At 40.8% G+C, this 17,400-nt stretch carries 18 protein-coding genes and 1 riboswitch; of the genes, 6 read left to right on the forward strand and 12 right to left on the reverse strand.

Translation table 11 applies throughout. The features are described 5' to 3' along the window. Window positions 1–728: 728 nt before the first annotated feature. The 10 genes from B3D47_RS05575 to B3D47_RS05620 form a co-directional block, all read right to left on the reverse strand. A complete protein-coding gene (locus tag B3D47_RS05575) occupies window positions 729–1,145 on the reverse strand; it encodes a roadblock/LC7 domain-containing protein (protein WP_163165868.1) in 417 nt (138 codons plus the stop codon). Window positions 1,146–1,155: 10 nt separating this feature from the next. After that, window positions 1,156–1,692 (reverse strand): GTP-binding protein, encoded by a 537-nt coding sequence (locus tag B3D47_RS05580; protein ID WP_004895107.1) that lies wholly within the window; start codon window positions 1,690–1,692, stop codon window positions 1,156–1,158. 12 nt (window positions 1,693–1,704) lie between these two features. After that, on the reverse strand, window positions 1,705–2,676 hold the full coding sequence (locus tag B3D47_RS05585; protein ID WP_286860465.1) for a hypothetical protein: 972 nt from the start codon (window positions 2,674–2,676) through the stop codon (window positions 1,705–1,707). Window positions 2,677–2,730: 54 nt separating this feature from the next. After that, window positions 2,731–3,090 carry a hypothetical protein gene (locus B3D47_RS05590; protein ID WP_004895102.1) on the reverse strand — a complete coding sequence of 120 codons (360 nt, stop codon included), beginning with the start codon at window positions 3,088–3,090 and terminating at the stop codon, window positions 2,731–2,733. Between the two features lie 485 nt (window positions 3,091–3,575). Beyond that, on the reverse strand, window positions 3,576–4,157 hold the full coding sequence (locus B3D47_RS05595) for a lytic transglycosylase domain-containing protein (RefSeq protein ID WP_286860467.1): 582 nt from the start codon (window positions 4,155–4,157) through the stop codon (window positions 3,576–3,578). Window positions 4,158–4,290: 133 nt separating this feature from the next. Next, a complete protein-coding gene (locus tag B3D47_RS05600; RefSeq protein WP_286860469.1) occupies window positions 4,291–4,776 on the reverse strand; it encodes a GNAT family N-acetyltransferase in 486 nt (161 codons plus the stop codon). A gap of 112 nt (window positions 4,777–4,888) precedes the next feature. After that, the gene (locus B3D47_RS05605) at window positions 4,889–6,088 is read right to left on the reverse strand and encodes an acyl-CoA dehydrogenase family protein (RefSeq protein WP_286860470.1); all 1,200 of its coding nucleotides are present in this window, start codon (window positions 6,086–6,088) and stop codon (window positions 4,889–4,891) included. Between the two features lie 28 nt (window positions 6,089–6,116). Beyond that, a complete protein-coding gene (locus B3D47_RS05610; protein WP_286860473.1) occupies window positions 6,117–7,412 on the reverse strand; it encodes an acyl-CoA dehydrogenase family protein in 1,296 nt (431 codons plus the stop codon). A gap of 252 nt (window positions 7,413–7,664) precedes the next feature. Further along, window positions 7,665–9,038, reverse strand: coding sequence for an ABC1 kinase family protein (locus B3D47_RS05615; protein WP_004809593.1), 1,374 nt, complete (start codon window positions 9,036–9,038; stop codon window positions 7,665–7,667). Between the two features lie 147 nt (window positions 9,039–9,185). After that, window positions 9,186–9,494, reverse strand: coding sequence for a hypothetical protein (locus B3D47_RS05620; protein ID WP_286860475.1), 309 nt, complete (start codon window positions 9,492–9,494; stop codon window positions 9,186–9,188). A 199-nt stretch (window positions 9,495–9,693) separates the two neighbouring features. On the opposite strand from B3D47_RS05620, the gene B3D47_RS05625 reads away from it, so the two are divergent. The 5 genes from B3D47_RS05625 (at window position 9,694) to B3D47_RS05645 (ending at window position 15,573) form a co-directional block, all read left to right on the forward strand. Beyond that, window positions 9,694–10,077 (forward strand): DUF1311 domain-containing protein, encoded by a 384-nt coding sequence (locus tag B3D47_RS05625; RefSeq protein WP_286860478.1) that lies wholly within the window; start codon window positions 9,694–9,696, stop codon window positions 10,075–10,077. A 357-nt stretch (window positions 10,078–10,434) separates the two neighbouring features. Then, window positions 10,435–11,445, forward strand: coding sequence for a 50S ribosomal protein L3 N(5)-glutamine methyltransferase (prmB, locus tag B3D47_RS05630; RefSeq protein ID WP_004809587.1), 1,011 nt, complete (start codon window positions 10,435–10,437; stop codon window positions 11,443–11,445). A gap of 12 nt (window positions 11,446–11,457) precedes the next feature. Continuing rightward, window positions 11,458–12,552, forward strand: coding sequence for a chorismate synthase (gene aroC, locus B3D47_RS05635; RefSeq protein WP_005222326.1), 1,095 nt, complete (start codon window positions 11,458–11,460; stop codon window positions 12,550–12,552). A 404-nt stretch (window positions 12,553–12,956) separates the two neighbouring features. Next, window positions 12,957–13,865 carry an AEC family transporter gene (locus B3D47_RS05640; RefSeq protein ID WP_004809584.1) on the forward strand — a complete coding sequence of 303 codons (909 nt, stop codon included), beginning with the start codon at window positions 12,957–12,959 and terminating at the stop codon, window positions 13,863–13,865. A 241-nt stretch (window positions 13,866–14,106) separates the two neighbouring features. Further along, window positions 14,107–14,194, forward strand: a riboswitch (glycine riboswitch). Between the two features lie 131 nt (window positions 14,195–14,325). After that, window positions 14,326–15,573 (forward strand): D-amino acid dehydrogenase, encoded by a 1,248-nt coding sequence (locus tag B3D47_RS05645; protein WP_376747604.1) that lies wholly within the window; start codon window positions 14,326–14,328, stop codon window positions 15,571–15,573. A gap of 46 nt (window positions 15,574–15,619) precedes the next feature. Here B3D47_RS05645 and B3D47_RS05650 read toward each other — a convergent pair whose 3' ends face one another. Then, a complete protein-coding gene (locus tag B3D47_RS05650) occupies window positions 15,620–16,279 on the reverse strand; it encodes an A1S_1983 family putative colistin resistance protein (protein WP_262478315.1) in 660 nt (219 codons plus the stop codon). Between the two features lie 99 nt (window positions 16,280–16,378). On the opposite strand from B3D47_RS05650, the gene ispF reads away from it, so the two are divergent. Then, entirely contained in the window at window positions 16,379–16,867 is a 489-nt protein-coding gene (gene ispF / locus B3D47_RS05655) for a 2-C-methyl-D-erythritol 2,4-cyclodiphosphate synthase (protein ID WP_262478316.1), read from the forward strand. Here ispF and B3D47_RS05660 read toward each other — a convergent pair. Then, on the reverse strand, window positions 16,855–17,379 hold the full coding sequence (locus tag B3D47_RS05660) for a protein tyrosine phosphatase family protein (RefSeq protein ID WP_262478317.1): 525 nt from the start codon (window positions 17,377–17,379) through the stop codon (window positions 16,855–16,857). The two genes, ispF and B3D47_RS05660, sit on opposite strands and share 13 nt — an antisense overlap. Between the last annotated feature and the right edge of the window lie 21 nt (window positions 17,380–17,400).

The following is a 17,400-nucleotide window of genomic DNA, read 5'->3' on the forward strand; positions in this document are numbered from 1 at the left end:
TATTCTAAACACCCCCTGTCAAATGGCAGGGGGTGTTTTTTTATGCTTGAGATTTAATCGAAAGCTTGCAAATATTATTTTTAACCTAAACCCATAGCAGAAAATCTGCACACTATATAAATTCATAGTGGTTGCTATCTTCTAGGATGCATTCCCTGTAATCGATTTTAGTAGTGTTTTTTAGCTGATGCTTAAGTGCTGTATCGCTATTAAATACTTCGCTACAGTGCCTAGGAGGACGGGTGAAAGGTGAATAACTTTGTTTTACCTATCACCCTGGTGGTAATAAAACGTTTTGCGAGCTATCGGTAGATAGACTTATAGCTGTATGGACTCAAATGCCTTATATGAAGGGTATTGATATCTACGGTGTATATTTCATAAAGGATGAAAGATTTACCTATAAGTATTATTTTTAGTTATATGCTGTACGTTTATATAGAAACTTAGATCGTTAAATTACTGGTTCTTTATTCAGGATTATTTAAATTAAAATTGTGATTAAGTAATATCCTATAAATCAGGCAGAAGTAACAGCTGCTCCCGTGATGACTAGTTTGGGCTCTGCCATTTTATTTGTCTTACTTTTAATCAGTTCAGCTATAGTCGACCATATATTTAAATATGCTTTTCTCGTAGGAATCTCGACTGGAATTATGAGTAGTTATTATGAATCTTGATCATGTAATATTACAAGCCTGACTCAAGCTTGTAATATTCATATGGAATCAGATTTGAAAGTTAGAAATATCCTGAGCAATTTTTTTCGTGCAATATAACAGTTGACCTAAAAGTACATCATTAGTGGTCATGGCTAGGATCAGCATAGGAAACTTTGGATGCGGAATTGCAGTTAGGATCGCTTTACCATTATTAGCATCCAGTGTAATGCTTTGACAGCCTTCCAGTTGTAATTCCTGCATAAATGCCTGGACCATAGCTACAATAGAACTACTTACGGCAGCAAGTTTTCCTTTACCGTTAGTTTTAATTTTTTCAAATGAGGCTAATTCAAATCCATCAGAAGAGCACAGCATGGTAAGTTCTATACCTTGCACATTGAATAAGAGTGCTTGAATCTGCTTGGCTGCAAATTCAGTTAATTCTTGGGGAGCAGTACGTTTTGCAAGATCATTTAAGGACATGGAATTTTCTTCAGACAGTAAGTTGAACTTCAGCTGTGGCGATCAAGGCATCAACCAGCATTAAAACATCATTTTTTTCACGGGCATCAATAAAGAACATTGGATAAGTACTGTCTTGCTTTTCAGCCCAGCCATGATAGAGAGCAGCATTATTTTTAGCTTTCTTATCAATATGCGTAATGCCAATCACAACGTTTTTAACTTTATCTTTGAAGTAATTGAGATAAAATTCTAGCTCTTCTAGTGGCTCATCAATACTGTCATCAATCAGTAATATTACTCCAATAGCGCCTTGTGTAATTACGTTCCAGATAAAATTAAAGCGTTGCTGGCCTGGTGTGCCATATAAGCCGACTTTGACCCCATCTTCCAGGACCAGTTCACCATAATCGATACCGACTGTTGTTAGTGATTTTTGGTGTGCTTCAAGGTCGGTATTAATTGCTTCGGTACTTAATACATCAATATTAGAAATGGTGCGAATGGCTGTAGTCTTGCCAGCACCCATGCTACCGGCAAATACCAATTTAAATTGGTGCAAGATCAAACTGAATTACTCCTAGATACCGAGCTTCTTACGTAATTTGCTAAAGAAACCCATCATTTTATTAGCTTCCTTTTGAACAGCGGTGGTTGCATGCTGTGTGAATTTGGCTTGATCTGATGAGATCGGTTCAAGCATATTGGCTAGTTGTGAAGCACATAGAAATTGATGAATATATTTTTCACCTAATTTCAACTGTTGTTGTGCATAGGCAACTGATGCACCTTCACTGAAAAGGGCAGCTAATTTGAATAGATCTTTGCGCTGGTCGAAATCTTTAATTTGTGGCCATTTAGCTAAGCGGTAATAGTCTGGATATTCAAGTTCAGCAAATTGCAGATGATGCCATACAAAATTCCAGATCCCTTGGTTAAGATCTTCTGGACGCACTTGAGTGCGAAATTGCACAATACTATTTAGATCGGCAGGTTCAATGCTGAATTCTGAATCAGGTTGCGGATACCAGTCGATTGCTGGATAGAAGCAATGTTGTTCCAGATCGATAAGAGCTACACGTTTATCACTATTTTTGATTATGTATTTGCTATGACCTGATGGCTGAAATAGCTCATCTAGTATTAATTTAAATGACTGATATGCTATTTTGGCGCTACAAGAGGGTACTATTAATATGGGTTGTTCAATTAAATGAGGCGATTGAGTGCCTGATAAAAACTCACGTTGTAACCATTCAATTAAAGCATGGGGGTGCTCAAAGGGTAAGAATAAGGTATGTTCAATCACCTGAGATGACAATGTAGGGTTTTTCTCAACTTGTAGAAGTGTAAGATTATTATTTTTAATTTTTTGAATATGGGGTAAATCGACAAAATCAGCATTTACTAATAAAAGCTGTAGTTTCTGGTCAGTAAGATTGGTCCATACCAGATTATATTTTTCACTTAAAACATCAACCATTGTACTTTTAAATACATTTATTAAAGATAGGCTGAGTCCAAAAATGGAAATATAGAGAGTATCTTTCATGAGGATGTGCTCAATTTAAGGGTTACCGGAAAAAGTAACCCTCAAATAGCTTAATTAAGCAAAATCTAAACCTTTTTCAAAGTGTTTCAATTCATGACGTGCCATAGCGAGGTTTGAACGACTACGGTCAAGAACCAGATAAAGGAATAAATTTTCATTTGAATCAAGTGGGCGTAGCAAGTGATATTGTTTGCCTAAAGTGATTAGAATGTCTTCGATAGAATCATTCAGATTCAGGCTCGCTGCTACACGACGTTTAGCACGTACAACTTCTGTGTTGCCTGCAGCTGCGAGCTCAAGATCAATTGTATTATTGCCAAGAGTTGCTAATGCAAGACCGCTTTCGCTGTCTACGAGTGCTGCTGCAACGAAACCGTCAATATCTGTAAGTGCATCTAAAGTAAGCTTGGCCATACTATCCCCTGGAAAATTTTAAATAATGAAGATAAAAAAATTATCGCAAGAATGTTTATATAAAAGAACCAAGAATACAAGTTAGAATAAATCGAAAATATTTAGAAATTAGCTTATATGAAAACTATTAATTGAAATAGAGTATTATTTAAAATTAATTTAAAAATGATTTTATGTGACTTAATTCTTATTAATTTTAAATATTAACATCATATTTGGACAACTAATTATATGTATAAACTGATTTATTATGTATTAATATTGTAAATTATAAGTAATATAAAAAAAATATAACTAAAAATTTTAAATGTTGTATTAATAAACAATATAGGTTTTGATATATTTGAATCAAAGTGTGATTTAAATGGTGTATAAAAATTTAATAGTGACGTGGGTCAAATAATATTATAAAAGTGGAAAATCATGGTTTAGATGAGTAATTAAGCATAATCTATAATTATGCTTAATTACATCTATTAGAAAAACTAAATTGAATTTTTTAACGTTTTTTTATGATTAAGTACCTGTTTAGCGTATTTTTTACCTTGCTTACGCATCTTGCGATTATTTTCAAAACCAGATGGACCGACATTATAATATCCTAGTCCCTTTTTTAAGTCGCCTGCAGATTGTTGATAACGCGCTAATATATAGGAGCCACATTGGACATTGGTGGCTTCATGGAATAAATCAGCTCCACAACTACTTTGCCAATAACGTGGAATAATTTGCATTAAACCTACAGCACCAGCGGATGAGCTGACATACGGACGATAGGTAGATTCTTGTCGGATTACTGCTGCGACTAAGAGTGGATCTAAATTGTGCTGTTCGGCACTTTTAATAATCAGTGGCGATACGCGATTTGCTGTTTCTGGAGAGATAGAATATGCACTTTGTATCCCTTTGGAAAGTTTAGCTGAGCGTTTTTCTATGGAACCTCCACCTAAAGAAGAACATGCAGTTAAAGTAATTGCACTGCTTAGGAGGATGAGTTTTTTGAAATGCGAGGGTGTAAAAAAATGAGATAAAAGACGTTTTAAAGTAAATGACTTAAAGTAGGTCAAAATTAAATATCCGCATTATAAAATTAATTTGATACTAAAAAATGAACGGTTCAGCGTCAAGCTGATTAGCCTTTTAAACCTGAGCTACAATAATTTTTGCAGCTTTTTAGCTTGATCTTTACTTGAGGCACTTTTATATAGTTTTCAGCATCCAGATTTCACACGCTTCACTATGGCCCGTATTGCCTTCAGGATATGTCAGATGTTCAAAGCCCAGTTTTTCATAGAGTTTGACAGCTTGCCAAAGGGATTTTGTCGTTTCCAGATAAATCTTATGAAATTTTTGTTGCTGTGCGAAATCAAAAGCCAGATTCAAAATCTGCTTGGCAAACCCATGTTGACGAATGGCTGGGAGGAAATACATTTTCTGGAGTTCTAGAATGCTATTATCACCTTGTAGGGGAGCAATGCCACCACCACCATAAATTTGATCATCTTCATCGACAATAACCCAGTAAGCAGCGTTTGGTTGTTGATAAACCTGATATAAGCTGTCCAGAATAGAATCACCTACTGCAAAACCGGATTCAGCAGCAAGACCAAATTCAATAGAAACTTCACGAATGATTTTGGCAATTTGGGGATTATCCTTAGGCTGGATCGGTCGAATAGAATACATAAATCATGAAACATAAAAAAAGATGGAAATTTTATAGTCCTAAAACTGTAAAAAATCCATCTTTATAGCTTATAAATCCATCAACGAGTCAGCATGTTCGAGATTCTGCAACCTACTTCAGCTCACTAGATGATTTACCCAGCTCACGACGAGCAATAATCAGCTGTTGGATTTGCTGGGTACCTTCAAAGATATCGAGGATTTTTGAGTCACGAGCCCATTTTTCGAGTAGCTCAGTCTCGCTATAACCTGCAGAAGATGCTAACTCGACGCACTTTAAAGTGATTTCATTAGCAATACGACCAGCCTTAGCTTTGGCAATTGAAGCTTCGCGAGAGTTGGGTTTACGATTGTCTGCCATCCAGGCTGCTTTCAGCATCAGTAGTCGAGCTGCTTCCCATTCTGCTTCCATCCGGTAAATCTGCGCTGCAATATGGGAGGTCTGTAAATAGGGTGTACCGTAATCCGTATCTAGCTGGTCTTTGAATATCTCTTTGATTCGTTCTAGAGATGCTTTGGAACAGCCAATTGCCATTGCAGCAACCAGTGGGCGGGTATTATCAAAGGTTTCCATTACGCCAGCAAAACCTTTGGCAACATCAATATCTGCATTACCCAACAGATTTGCCGCAGGCACACGACAGTCTACAAAGCTGATTGCGGCGGTATCCGAAGCTTTGATACCAAGTTTATGTTCCAGACGCTCGACTTTCATCCCAGGCGTACCTTTGAGTACCACAAAGGATTTGATTGCAGCACGCCCCAGGCTTTTATCCAAAGTTGCCCACACCACTACAGAATCTGCACGTTCACCTGAGGTGACAAAGATTTTTTCGCCATTCAGGATATAGTCATCACTATCTTTGGTTGCCGTAGTACGGATTGCAGCAGAGTCTGAACCACAACCTGGCTCGGTAATCGCCATTGCTGCCCAGGTGCCTTCAAAACGTGTCAATTGTTCCTCATTTGCCACCGCTGCAATCGCCGAGTTACCCAGACCTTGGCGTGGCATGGACAGGAGCAGACCTGTATCGCCATAACACATCTCAATAATACTCAGTGCAGTTGACATGTTGACGCCATTTTTATTAGACGTATCCGTATCACCACGTTTATTGACTGCGGCACCAGCATTCATACCTTCGCTACCAGCATTCATGCCATCTACAACAGAAGCCAGCATATCCAGCTCTTTAGGATAGGCATGTTCAGCCTTGTCATATTTACGGGAAATTGGACGTAATACATTCAGCGCAACTTCATGGGCCTGATCAATCAGTAATTTAAATTTTTTTGGATTTTGCAGATTCATTATAATTATTCCATATTCATGTCAATGATCAGGCATGCAGCCCACTTTGAATGACAGCAGTCGCGCGTAAGTCACGATACCAGCGTTCCACAGGATGTTCACGGGTATAGCCATGTCCACCCAGGATTTGCACGCCATCTGTGCCAATCTTCATTGATTTTTCTGCGCAGAGAATACGGGCCAAATATGCCTCACGATGGAAAGGCTTACCTGCTTCTGCAAGACTGGCAGCGTTCAGCACCAGCATACGCATAGCATCTGTTTCAATTGCCATATCGGCAATCATGAAAGCAACCCCTTGACGATGGGAAATGGGTTCACCAAACGCTGTACGTTCATTGGCATATTGAATACAGTATTTCCTGACAGCCTCGCAGGTACCGACAGCCATGGCACACCACATCAGATTACCTAGATCGATAAAAGCGGTGTAATCAAAATCTTCATCACCGAGACGTTGTGCTGGTGTATTGTCGAAATGCAGTGTGGCAGTTTCATTTGCTTTAAGACCCATCGCAGCTGACTTTTGAATACTGATGCTCGGATCACGTTGCACCACAAATACATCCGGCTGACCATTGAGCATGGCGCTGACCAGATAGATGTCTGCAGTGGCTGCGAGTAAGACCAGTGTTTTTTCACCCTGAATCAGATAATGATCTTGGTGTGGCGTTGCTTGGGTTGTTAGCCTAAAAGGATTGAAAGCCGGTATATTTTCCTGCGTGGCAAATGTGGCTCGAATACCTGCATCATTTGCGAAAGAAGCCAGATAGTCGGATTGAATCTGTTCTGAACCCCATTGAGTCAGGGCATTGATCACACTAAAGGTTGAGAGCAGGCCAGCAGTCAGGCTAAAGTCTCCTTTAGCCAGATGTTCGGCAATCAGCACATTGCTCACAATATTCTTTTCAGTCGCTACACCACCTAAGGACTCAGGCAAGGCATAGAAGTTAAGTCCTAAGTCGGTACCATGTTGCCATAGAACCTCTGGAAAGGTTTCAGCGTGATCTGCATCGTGAGCAAGCGGATAAAGCACTTCGGCTGAGAACTGCTCCATTGCATCTACGGTCATCTGCTGCTCTTCAGTCAGGCTAAGATCAAACTGGGATTTATTCTGATTTGGCAGGCGCTGTTTTTTAATTTTTTGTCCTGATTTCAGCAGCTTTTGTGTCTGGCTTAGGGTTTTAAAACCTGCCTTAGAGCTTTGATACAGGGACTTTTCAACGAATTTTCGTAGCTTAAACTGATCCAGTAGCTCACTGCCTGCAATTTTAGTTAGTATGGATAAGCCAACTCCTTGGGCCTTATTCACCATATTGCTCATTATCATTATCATTATCCTGTTATAAATGTTTTAGGTATTTTCAGAATTATGCTGACATGTTGCCTGATAAAAAACCATGTCAGGAATGACATGATTGATTGACAATAATGAAGGAAATTTATTATATAAAATTTGCTAACAAGTTTATGAAATTATTAATATAATTATGTTATTTAAAAATATTAGAATGCAAAAAATTGACCCGGATGACAGATATCAGCCGGGTCAACTCAAAATATCACTTGATTCTCTTTAGAGATGTTTCTTGATCATGGCACGCACATTGGTTTTGGCATCAATCACGGTCATAAAGGTGTAGGCACCAATAAATTTACGGCTGATGAACATAAACTCTTTCGGTGGAACGCTGAAATAACGTGATGCCATCGATTTAGAGGCTTGTTGCATGACACGGCTATGCAACTGACTCTTTTTCCAGTCATAGCGATCTTGTGCATCCATTACGCCGGCTGGCAGGTCTTTATTGTTCATTGGCGAGCTAAATGCTTCAGTGGCCAGCAAGAAAACCTTGGCCATATCCGGTTTGATGCTTTGCGGAATCGAGTCAAAGAATTCATAACCAGTCATGGCTTTGACCATCATATCTGAATCATGATGATAACCCGCTTGAATCAGATTACGTGCCACATTGAGCAGATGTTGGTCAAACTGACGGATTGCACCGAAGTCGAGCAGAACAATTTTATCTTGTGCGTCGTCACCATTGCCTAAACGTACCAGATAATTCCCGAAGTTCGGGTCAGTCTGCATTTCGCCCCATTCGAAAATCTCGCGTACTGCGATTTCTAATGAAGCTTCACCGAGTTTATTACGACGTTCCTGTGGCAGAGACAGCATGACCGGACTATTGATTGGTACACCACGCTCATAGGTCATACAGAGCACGCGATCGGTCGAGTAATCTTCAATAATGGTCGGTACGATATAACGTGGATCATTTTGCAGACGTTGACGGAAACGGCGGGTTGTCGCAGCTTCAATTTTGTAGTCCACTTCACGATGCATCATTTCACGAACTTCATCAAACCACTGATCAAATTCACGGGTTTGCGGCACCATACGGGTCAATTTGAGCATGTTTTTAAACAGGCTCATATCTGAGTCAATCGCTTCTGCAACGCCTGGATACTGGATTTTCAGTACCAGTTCCAGCCCGTCAGATTTGCGTTTGGCGCGATGTACCTGAGCCAGTGAGGCTGTTCCTAAAGGTTCATGATCAATGGTTAAATCATCAAGTTTTGAACCAAGCTGCGCTTGTAACTGCGCTTTAATCGCAGGCCAGGCCAAGGCTACAGTCTTATTATTTAATGTATTTAATGCCTGAGTGATTTCTTCTGGCAGAAAATGCTCGCCATAGAGCGCCATCATCTGGCCAATCTTGACGATAGAACCTTTTAGCTTGCCGATTTCTGCAACCAGATAATCTGCCTGTTCTTTCATGGCTTTTTTGCGTTTTTTCTCTTTCTCTTCTTCACTTGAGAACATTGAAGTGGCATTTGATGCTGCCCAGCGGGTGCCTGCAAGTAGGGATGCCTTGGCGATCGATAAGCGTCGATCCATGGATGAGGTTTTCAGTTGTTTGAGCTTATCGTTCTGATCTGACATGTAGAATAAATCCTTTCCCAGCATATAGCAGAATAAATCATTGTAGCGGATATTAACCTGTCTTCACGTATTAAAAAAGTTTTAACAGATTGAATTTACGCTAAACATGATCAGGCTCGATGACCTGTATTTATATTAGCCAAGGCATTATGGCATCTGAAATTGAATTTTTAATTCAGTTCTTTGTTGCAACTGTTGGATATTTGTTTGAATGTGCTGTTGAATCAATGTAATCACGGACTCATGCTGAAAGCCCAGAGCATAACCTTTAACAATCACGATACTGGGCAAACTAAAAAACAGGTAGCGTGCATCTTCTGGCGTTGCCTGCTGAAAAACACCTTGCTGAATTAACATGTCTTGCAAAAATGCCTTTTCCTGCTGCACGTTATGAGACTGTACATCATCCCAATAATTCAGGCGCATGGCCATCAGGTTGTTATGCTTGTAGCTCATAACATTCAACTCGTTTACTTGTATATCTTCGCTATATAATGGAGACAATTCTGAGAGTTTCAATTGCTCATTTGCATAAAATCGATGCTTATAAAGGAATAGGAATTTTCACTGGACTCAGGTAGTATCGGAATATAACTTAAAACAAAATTGATGAGTGCGATTGTAAGCATCATGCCATTTTGGCAAAGGGGAATGTATGCGTTTTGCATGGTTATTAACTGCGATTCTGGCAGGTACAGCTGTACATACACAAGCAGCTCAGGATTATTCCAGAGAATATTCACAGTGTATGAAGTTCACCTATGGTGACCGTACCAAGACTGAAAAATGTATTGCCAAGGAATTAAAAGGGCAGACTAAAATCTTGAAAAAAAGCTATAAAAATTATCTTAAATTAAACGCAAATAATGCTGTTGTAGTAAAAAACCATTATGCTTTGTTTGAATCCAGACTGGACAAGCAATGTGGTCGTATCCGTGCTGGAAACTACACCAAAATCCAGCAAGGGCAATGTGCCCTGGCCATGGTAATTGAGCAGTCCAATTATTATCAATCACGTTCTTTTGTTGGAAAACGCTAAGGATCTGATCGGTATTCAAAGCATAACGGACATGTAAGTTTGTTATGCTTTTTAACTTATGGCGAGAATTTGAGATTTATTAAGACTGGACAGAAGCGCTGAATAGGTGAGTCAGTATTATTTATCACCTACTTCATAAAACGTTTGATTTATCTCTCATACTTTAAAGCATTCAAATCCGGATTAAAGCGATCTATTGTCGACCATTCTCATCATCAAATAACAGGCTTCTAAAACCAGATTCAGCCAGAGTGGAGTCGTGCTGTTTTCGTATTTTTCATGGTTTTAGCATTATAAAAGCAGGCGAAACAAGGTATCATAAGGCGTTTTAAAATATGACCTCTGGAGACGCCTTAAGTGGATCGACCGACTATTAGCCCTGAACATTTGCAGGAAGCCGCTGAAAATCTAACAACCATTCGTGATTTTATCCGTTTTGGTGTTACAGCATTACGTCAATACGATGCGCACTTGGGCCAAGGCACAGAAGATTATTTTGCTGAAAGTTCAGCACTGGTTTTACAAACCCTTTCTCTGGACTGGAATGCTGATCCAGAAATTCTGGATTCAAAACTGCTTCCAAGTGAAAAAGAAGAATTTTTGAATCTGTTAGGACGTCGTATCAATGAAAGAATGCCGACATCTTATCTATTAAATCTGGCTTATTTCTTTGGTAAGCCATTCTATGTGGATGAGCGTGTACTGATTCCACGTTCACCAATCGTTGAGCTGATTGAAAACCGTTTTGCACCATATTGCCTGGGCGAAAATGGTGAAATGGGTGCAGCGGTAAATAACCTGCCAGAAAATCCGAATCCAAAAACACCACAACGTATTCTGGACATGTGCACCGGTTCAGGCTGTATTGCGATTGCATTGGCATACGCTTTTCCAGATTCTGAAGTGGATGCAACCGATCTGTCTAAAGAGGCTTTAGAAGTAGCGCAGATCAACTGTGAACACCATAACAAGCAGTATCAAGTGGCATTGCTTGAATCGGACCTGTTCGCAAAAATTCCTGCTGAAAATCAGTATGATCTAATCGTTTCGAATCCGCCGTATGTGGATGCAGAAGACATGGCAGATCTACCAGACGAATTCCATCACGAACCTGAAATGGCTTTGGCTGCAGGTCAGGATGGTCTGGATCTGGTACGTAAAATGCTGGCTCAAGCGGCTGATTACCTGACTGAAGACGGTCTGATTGTAATTGAAGTCGGTAACTCTGAATGGGCAATGAAGCAAAACTTCAATAAAGTTGATTTCCACTGGTTGCAGTTCCAGCGTGGTGGTTCAGGTATCTTCGCATTGACTGCAGCCCAATGCCGTCAATACCGCGATTTATTTATTCAATCTGTTAATGCATAAGGAGTCGTTCACATGGCAGGTAATAGTATAGGGCAACTCTTCCGTGTAACGACTTGTGGTGAATCTCATGGTGTTGGCCTGATGGCGATCATTGATGGGGTTCCACCAGGAATTGAACTGTCTGAAGCTGATTTGCAAAAGGATCTGGACCGCCGCAAGCCGGGTACATCGAAATTTGCAACGCAGCGTAAAGAGCCGGATGAAGTGGAAATTATTTCCGGTGTGTTTGAGGGTAAAACCACCGGCACTTCAATCGGTCTTTTAATCCGCAATACTGACCAGAAATCGAAAGACTATGGCAATATCGCGCAGACTTTCCGCCCGGGTCATGCAGACTATACCTATACCCAGAAGTATGGTTTCCGTGATTATCGTGGCGGTGGCCGTTCAAGTGCACGTGAAACTGCAATGCGTGTGGCAGCGGGTGCGATTGCCAAGAAATTCCTGTTTGAGAAATTTGGTATTGAAATCCGCGGTCATGTCACCCAGATTGGCACTGAAAAAGCCGAGAAACTGGACTGGAATGAAGTTCCAAATAATCCGTTCTTCTGTGGTGATGTTGATGCCGTTCCACGTTTTGAGGCACTGGTCACGTCGTTGCGTGAACAAGGTACAAGTTGTGGTGCAAAATTGGAAATTATTGCTTCCAAAGTTCCAGTGGGTTGGGGTGAGCCAGTATTCGATCGTTTGGATGCTGACATCGCGCATGCCATGATGTCGATTAACGCCGTTAAAGGTGTGGAAATTGGTGATGGTTTTGGCGTTGCTGAGCAGTTTGGTCATGAAACGCGTGATGAATTAACGACGGATGGTTTCCTGGCAAACCATGCCGGCGGTATTTTGGGTGGGATTTCTAGCGGTCAGGACATTCGCGTATCGATTGCACTAAAACCAACCGCTTCAATCACGACTCCAGGTAAAACCATCACCATCAATCGTGAAGATACTGACGTGTTGACCAAAGGCCGTCATGATCCTTGTGTGGGTGTGCGTGCGACGCCAATTGCTGAAGCAATGCTGGCGATTGTATTGATGGATCACTTTATGCGCCATCGTGCACAAAATGCCGATGTGGTTGCGCCGTTTGCACCAATTGAACCAAAATAATTCGCTTCTGATCTGAAGTGAATCCAAAAAGTCAGACTTCGGTCTGGCTTTTTTTATATTTGCAAAGGCAATAGATGATTTAGGTGGAGAGAAACTTATTTTTCCTATGCTTTTAAGAAGTTTAGGTTGATTAAAAACGAAATTCGAAAACTCATCCAAAAAATGATTCAAAAATTTTTAATGAGTTAGAAGGTTTAAAAGTTGAGGTATTAAATATTGCAAAAGAAGAAAGCTGGACTTAATTGGTTTATTATTCATTAAAATGCATAAGAGACTTTCTCTTACTTATTATCCGTTGATTTTTCCACTACTTTTTCTCCTAAAACTCTTCGGTTGTTGTATCCTTAATCATTGACAGGCAGTTGGGTTCGATTGCCACAAAATTGCATGTTACGAGTGGCTCAATGCTTCATACTATCTTCAGCGTCCTGTTTCCACTGATTGCCCTAATTACCCTGGGTTATACATTAAAACAAAGGAAATGGTTAGAAGACGGATTTTGGCGGGGGGCAGAAAAGCTAAACTATTATGTACTATTTCCAATCATGCTATTCCTGAATCTGGCTACTGCTCAGATTCATATAGATATTATCCAGGATGTGGTGCTGGTTATTTCAATCATTACTGTACTGGTTTGTGCAGTGCTGTACAGTCTAAAAGCGATATACCGGATTAACTTTGCCCGATTTGGGGTCTATATACAAAGCATACTGCGCTTTAATACCTATATTGGCATTGCTGCGGTCAGCACCTTATTTGGGCAGGCAGGGATGACAGTATTTGCCGTCATTATGGTATTCTTTATTCCAGTGGTAAATACCGTTTCTGTGCTGGCATTTACTAAACCGGCCGATATGCAGTTTGGAAAAATTTTCATATCCCTCGCGAAAAATCCACTGATTTTAGGCTGTCTGGTAGGTGGGCTTTATAATCTGTCCGGATTGGGAATATGGCAGGGTATGAACCAGTTATTGAAACAGATGGCAGCATGCAGTTTGCCTTTAGGTTTAATGTGTGTCGGGGCAGCATTAAAGTTTGGGCAAATTAATCTGGATTTATGGCGCATCGTCTGGAACACAACTGGGCGTATGATTTGCATGCCATTGCTTGGCTTGGGGGTATGCAAGATAATGGGAATTTCCACGCTGACCACTCAAGTGCTGGTACTGTTTTTCGCATTACCCACAGCTTCTGCTTCGTATGTATTGACCAAAGTTCTGGGTGGAGACAGTGAACTTATGGCGAAAGTTATTAGTGTGCAAACCCTGGTTGCAGGATTAACCTTGCCATTATTCTTAACTTTTATCATCTAGTTAAAAGAATCCAATAGAGAAATTTTTCACTCAAAATAGCCTAAGCCAATTAAAATTTTTAATTAACCTATAATCCTGTTTCAAAAATCTAATCAAATATCTGCACCTTCATTTAAATTTCGTTTTATAGCTAAGCGAGCATAACGTATGCCTTGCTAATTACTGTGTCTTTACAACTTTGCACAGTAATTTTTTATTAAGCTCTATAGCATGGTATATAAATTGCTAAACAATACATATGCACATTATTGCAGGAGAGAAATGCACCTGCATTCGCCGAAGGAGCAACGACCCCGGAAACTCTCAGGCAGAAGGACTGTAATAATGCAAAACTCTGGAGAGAAGTGTTGAATCACTCACCGAAGGGGAAGGTTAAGGTATTGATCTCCAATACTGAAATCAAAGCTCTCAGGTAAAAATGACAGATGGGGCAGACATCATAATAAAAAAGGAGATGTCTATGCGTCATGTAATTGTCATTGGCGCCGGGATTACCGGCGTAACCACGGCTTATGAACTGGCTTTATTAGGGTATCAGGTCACTGTTGTCGACCAGCATCTTTACCCTGCCATGGAAACCTCGTATGCCAATGGCGGGCAACTTTCCGCCTGTAATGCAGAAGTCTGGAACCAAAAAGCGACAGTACTGAAAGGCCTGAAATGGATGTCGCAAAAAGCTGCCCCATTACTGCTCAACCCGTCTTTTAGTATGCATAAATACAGCTGGCTAATGGAATTTATGGGGAATATTCGTCATTACGAAACCAATACCCGGGAAACAGTAAAAATGGCGTTATTGGCCCGTAAACGTTTATTTGAAATTGCTGAAATAGAACAGATTGAGTTTGATCTGGAAAAAAGGGGAATCCTGCATTTTTATCATACCGAGCAGGATTATAAGGTCGCGATGAAGGTCAATGATCTGCTTTGCAGTGGCGGGCTGGAACGCAATGCGATTTCCAATGAAGAAATTAAACAGATTGAACCCACTTTAACCGGTGATTATTATGCCGGCTTCTTTAGCCGTAGTGATGCTACCGGGGATATTCATAAATTTACTACAGGTCTGGCCAAGGCTTGTGCAGACAAAGGTGTACTGTTCCTGTTTGGTCAGAATGTACAGGCAGTAGAGCAGAAGGATGGTTATATCCGGATCAGCTGTATGCCGAGTAGTGAAAATTCCAATACCAATCCGCAAGAACGACTAGAACTGAAAGCTGATGCCATCGTGGTCTGTGCCGGTGTGGGTAGTTATCAACTCTCTTATCTGTTGGGTGACCGGGTCAATGTCTATCCGGTGAAAGGATATTCAATTACCGTACAGCTTAACGATGAACAAAGTCAGCAAAATGCGCCGTGGGTCAGCCTGCTGGATGAAAGCGCTAAAATTGTGCTCTCCCGATTGGGTAAGGACCGGCTGCGTATTGCGGGTACGGCAGAGTTTAATGGTTATAACCGCGACATTCGTGCTGACCGGATTCAGCCTTTAATTGATTGGACACATCGTAATTTTGATATTTCCACTGAATATGTGATTCCCTGGACCGGATTACGGCCAATGATGCCGGATATGATGCCAGTCGTGCGTCAAGGAAAACACAAGCGGGTGTTTTATAATACCGGACATGGACATTTAGGCTGGACGCTCTCTGCTGCGACAGCAGCAATGATCAGCCAGCAGGTGGCTCAGACCTATCCTGTAGCTTGAAACAAAAAAGATCATCCTCGGATGATCTTTTTTTAATTGAATGGGTTTAGTCATATAGGCGATAGACACCGCTAAAGCGTTCACAGCCTTTCTGCTGGGTTTTTACCGAAAGAATGGCCTTGGTATAGTGAAATTCATACTTACAGTCGTTTTCGTTATCAGTGATTTCAGTTTTAGCTTCAGGAGTGGTATAAGCTAAAAAAGGGATAGTTTGAGTATCTATACGGTTTTTAGGACTGCGATAGGCAATACCTTCGATCTTGATGCGGTCTTTACTGAGCTGATGGACTTTCAGGTGTACCGGCTGTTTGGCAATCTGGCCCTGTTCAAATTTTAAATAATGCTGGGTCAGGCTTTGATTCAAAGAAATAAAGATATTCAGATCATCTAGACGCACATCAAACTGCTGTTTATAACAGTCTAGTGTTTTGCACTGTTGTAAGCGGTTTAGCCATAATTGATGCGTATCCTGAATAATACTTAAAGGTGCATCAGTAATCAGGTAGGCCGTGAGATACTGGCTCGCCAGATTTTTTCTAAATTCAGCCAGAGGCATGGAACACAGCGTCGAAGTTGCTTTACTGGCTTGTGAGCTATCTGAACATTCTAGCGGACGTACGGATGCTGTAGCACCTGTTGCCAAAGTGCTCAAACCCAGCATGAGACCTAGAAGTTTCATCATTTTTATATCAGTTTTCAGCAGCATGATCGCTTATACTTTCACTGTGTTACGCTTGGTCTAACTATAGCGAAATAGAAACGAAGTGTACAAGATTTCAATTGGTTATTTGTAAGGATGAAAACAGTGGTTGCACAAATTCGAATTGGTCAGGGGCTGGATGTGCATGCATTCGAAGAAGGTGATTTTGTCACACTGGCAGGCGTGAAAATTCCACATACCCATGGCCTCAAAGCACACTCGGATGGTGACGTTGTGTTACATGCATTATGTGATGCTTTGTTAGGTGCATTGGCGCTGGGAGATATCGGTCAGCATTTCCCGGATACGGATCCTGACTTTAAAGGTGCTGACAGTCGTGTATTGTTGAAGCACGTGTATCAGCTGATCTTGGATCGTGGTTATGTGTTGAATAATGCTGATATTACTGTGGCCTGTGAACGTCCAAAACTGGCAAAGCATAATCTGGAAATGCGTCAAAGCATTGCAGATGTATTAGACGTAGATGTAACCCAAATTAGCGTTAAGGCGACGACAACAGAAAAGCTGGGCTTTACCGGGCGTCAGGAAGGCATTCTGTCTATGGCGACGGTCCTGATCGCTCATGCAAAGTGATCAGGATTAATCATTGCCAGTTTAAGTTCTTCAGTTGCTTTACGGCCTTGTAGCTGTAAGGCAACAGCATGCAATAGACCCGTCCAGGTGTCATTCGGTTCCCAGACCTGATGCAGACTTGCTTGCGCCGTTGGTAGATCCATATCCATATAGTATTGACGATATAAATACATCAGGCTGCTGACATGCAAGTTCTGGTTGCAATGTACCCAAACGGCTTGTTGCTTGACTAGATGATCAATCATGTCCAGCACTAGCAGGCACTGATCATCGGATGGTATTTCCCAGGAAATTGGCAGCTGGATATAGTTGAGACCAAGCTCCAGACAGATTTTATCTTCATGGTCCAGGTGAGGCTCTGCATCGCTCAAAGCTACATTGATAACGGTCGAGATCCCGTATTCCTTTATCAGCTTGAGCTGTTCTGCTGTTGGCTGGCCTGAAGTAAACAGGTGCTCATGGATGAATTGAAAATTATTGATTTGACAGAGTGCAGTTTCAATTTCATTCATCAGATCATTTTCCTTATGTAG

Source organism: Acinetobacter sp. UBA3461, assembly GCF_002381195.1.
GTDB classification, from domain to species: Bacteria; Pseudomonadota; Gammaproteobacteria; order Pseudomonadales; family Moraxellaceae; genus Acinetobacter; species Acinetobacter schindleri.

Bases quoted from the DNA above. Each gene is read 5' to 3' on its own strand.
- B3D47_RS05615 (WP_004809593.1), bottom strand. From the start codon at position 9,038: ATGTCAGATCAGAACGATAAGCTCAAACAACTGAAAACCTCATCCATG.
- B3D47_RS05585 (WP_286860465.1), bottom strand. From the start codon at position 2,676: ATGAAAGATACTCTCTATATTTCCATTTTTGGACTCAGCCTATCTTTA.
- B3D47_RS05660 (WP_262478317.1), bottom strand. From the start codon at position 17,379: ATGAATGAAATTGAAACTGCACTCTGTCAAATCAATAATTTTCAATTC.
- B3D47_RS05650 (WP_262478315.1), bottom strand. From the start codon at position 16,279: ATGCTGCTGAAAACTGATATAAAAATGATGAAACTTCTAGGTCTCATG.
- B3D47_RS05605 (WP_286860470.1), bottom strand. From the start codon at position 6,088: ATGAATCTGCAAAATCCAAAAAAATTTAAATTACTGATTGATCAGGCC.
- B3D47_RS05590 (WP_004895102.1), bottom strand. From the start codon at position 3,090: ATGGCCAAGCTTACTTTAGATGCACTTACAGATATTGACGGTTTCGTT.
- B3D47_RS05600 (WP_286860469.1), bottom strand. From the start codon at position 4,776: ATGTATTCTATTCGACCGATCCAGCCTAAGGATAATCCCCAAATTGCC.
- B3D47_RS05645 (WP_376747604.1), top strand. From the start codon at position 14,326: ATGCGTCATGTAATTGTCATTGGCGCCGGGATTACCGGCGTAACCACG.
- aroC (WP_005222326.1), top strand. From the start codon at position 11,458: ATGGCAGGTAATAGTATAGGGCAACTCTTCCGTGTAACGACTTGTGGT.
- B3D47_RS05610 (WP_286860473.1), bottom strand. From the start codon at position 7,412: ATGAGCAATATGGTGAATAAGGCCCAAGGAGTTGGCTTATCCATACTA.
- B3D47_RS05640 (WP_004809584.1), top strand. From the start codon at position 12,957: ATGCTTCATACTATCTTCAGCGTCCTGTTTCCACTGATTGCCCTAATT.
- B3D47_RS05620 (WP_286860475.1), bottom strand. From the start codon at position 9,494: ATGAGCTACAAGCATAACAACCTGATGGCCATGCGCCTGAATTATTGG.
- B3D47_RS05625 (WP_286860478.1), top strand. From the start codon at position 9,694: ATGCGTTTTGCATGGTTATTAACTGCGATTCTGGCAGGTACAGCTGTA.
- B3D47_RS05575 (WP_163165868.1), bottom strand. From the start codon at position 1,145: ATGTCCTTAAATGATCTTGCAAAACGTACTGCTCCCCAAGAATTAACT.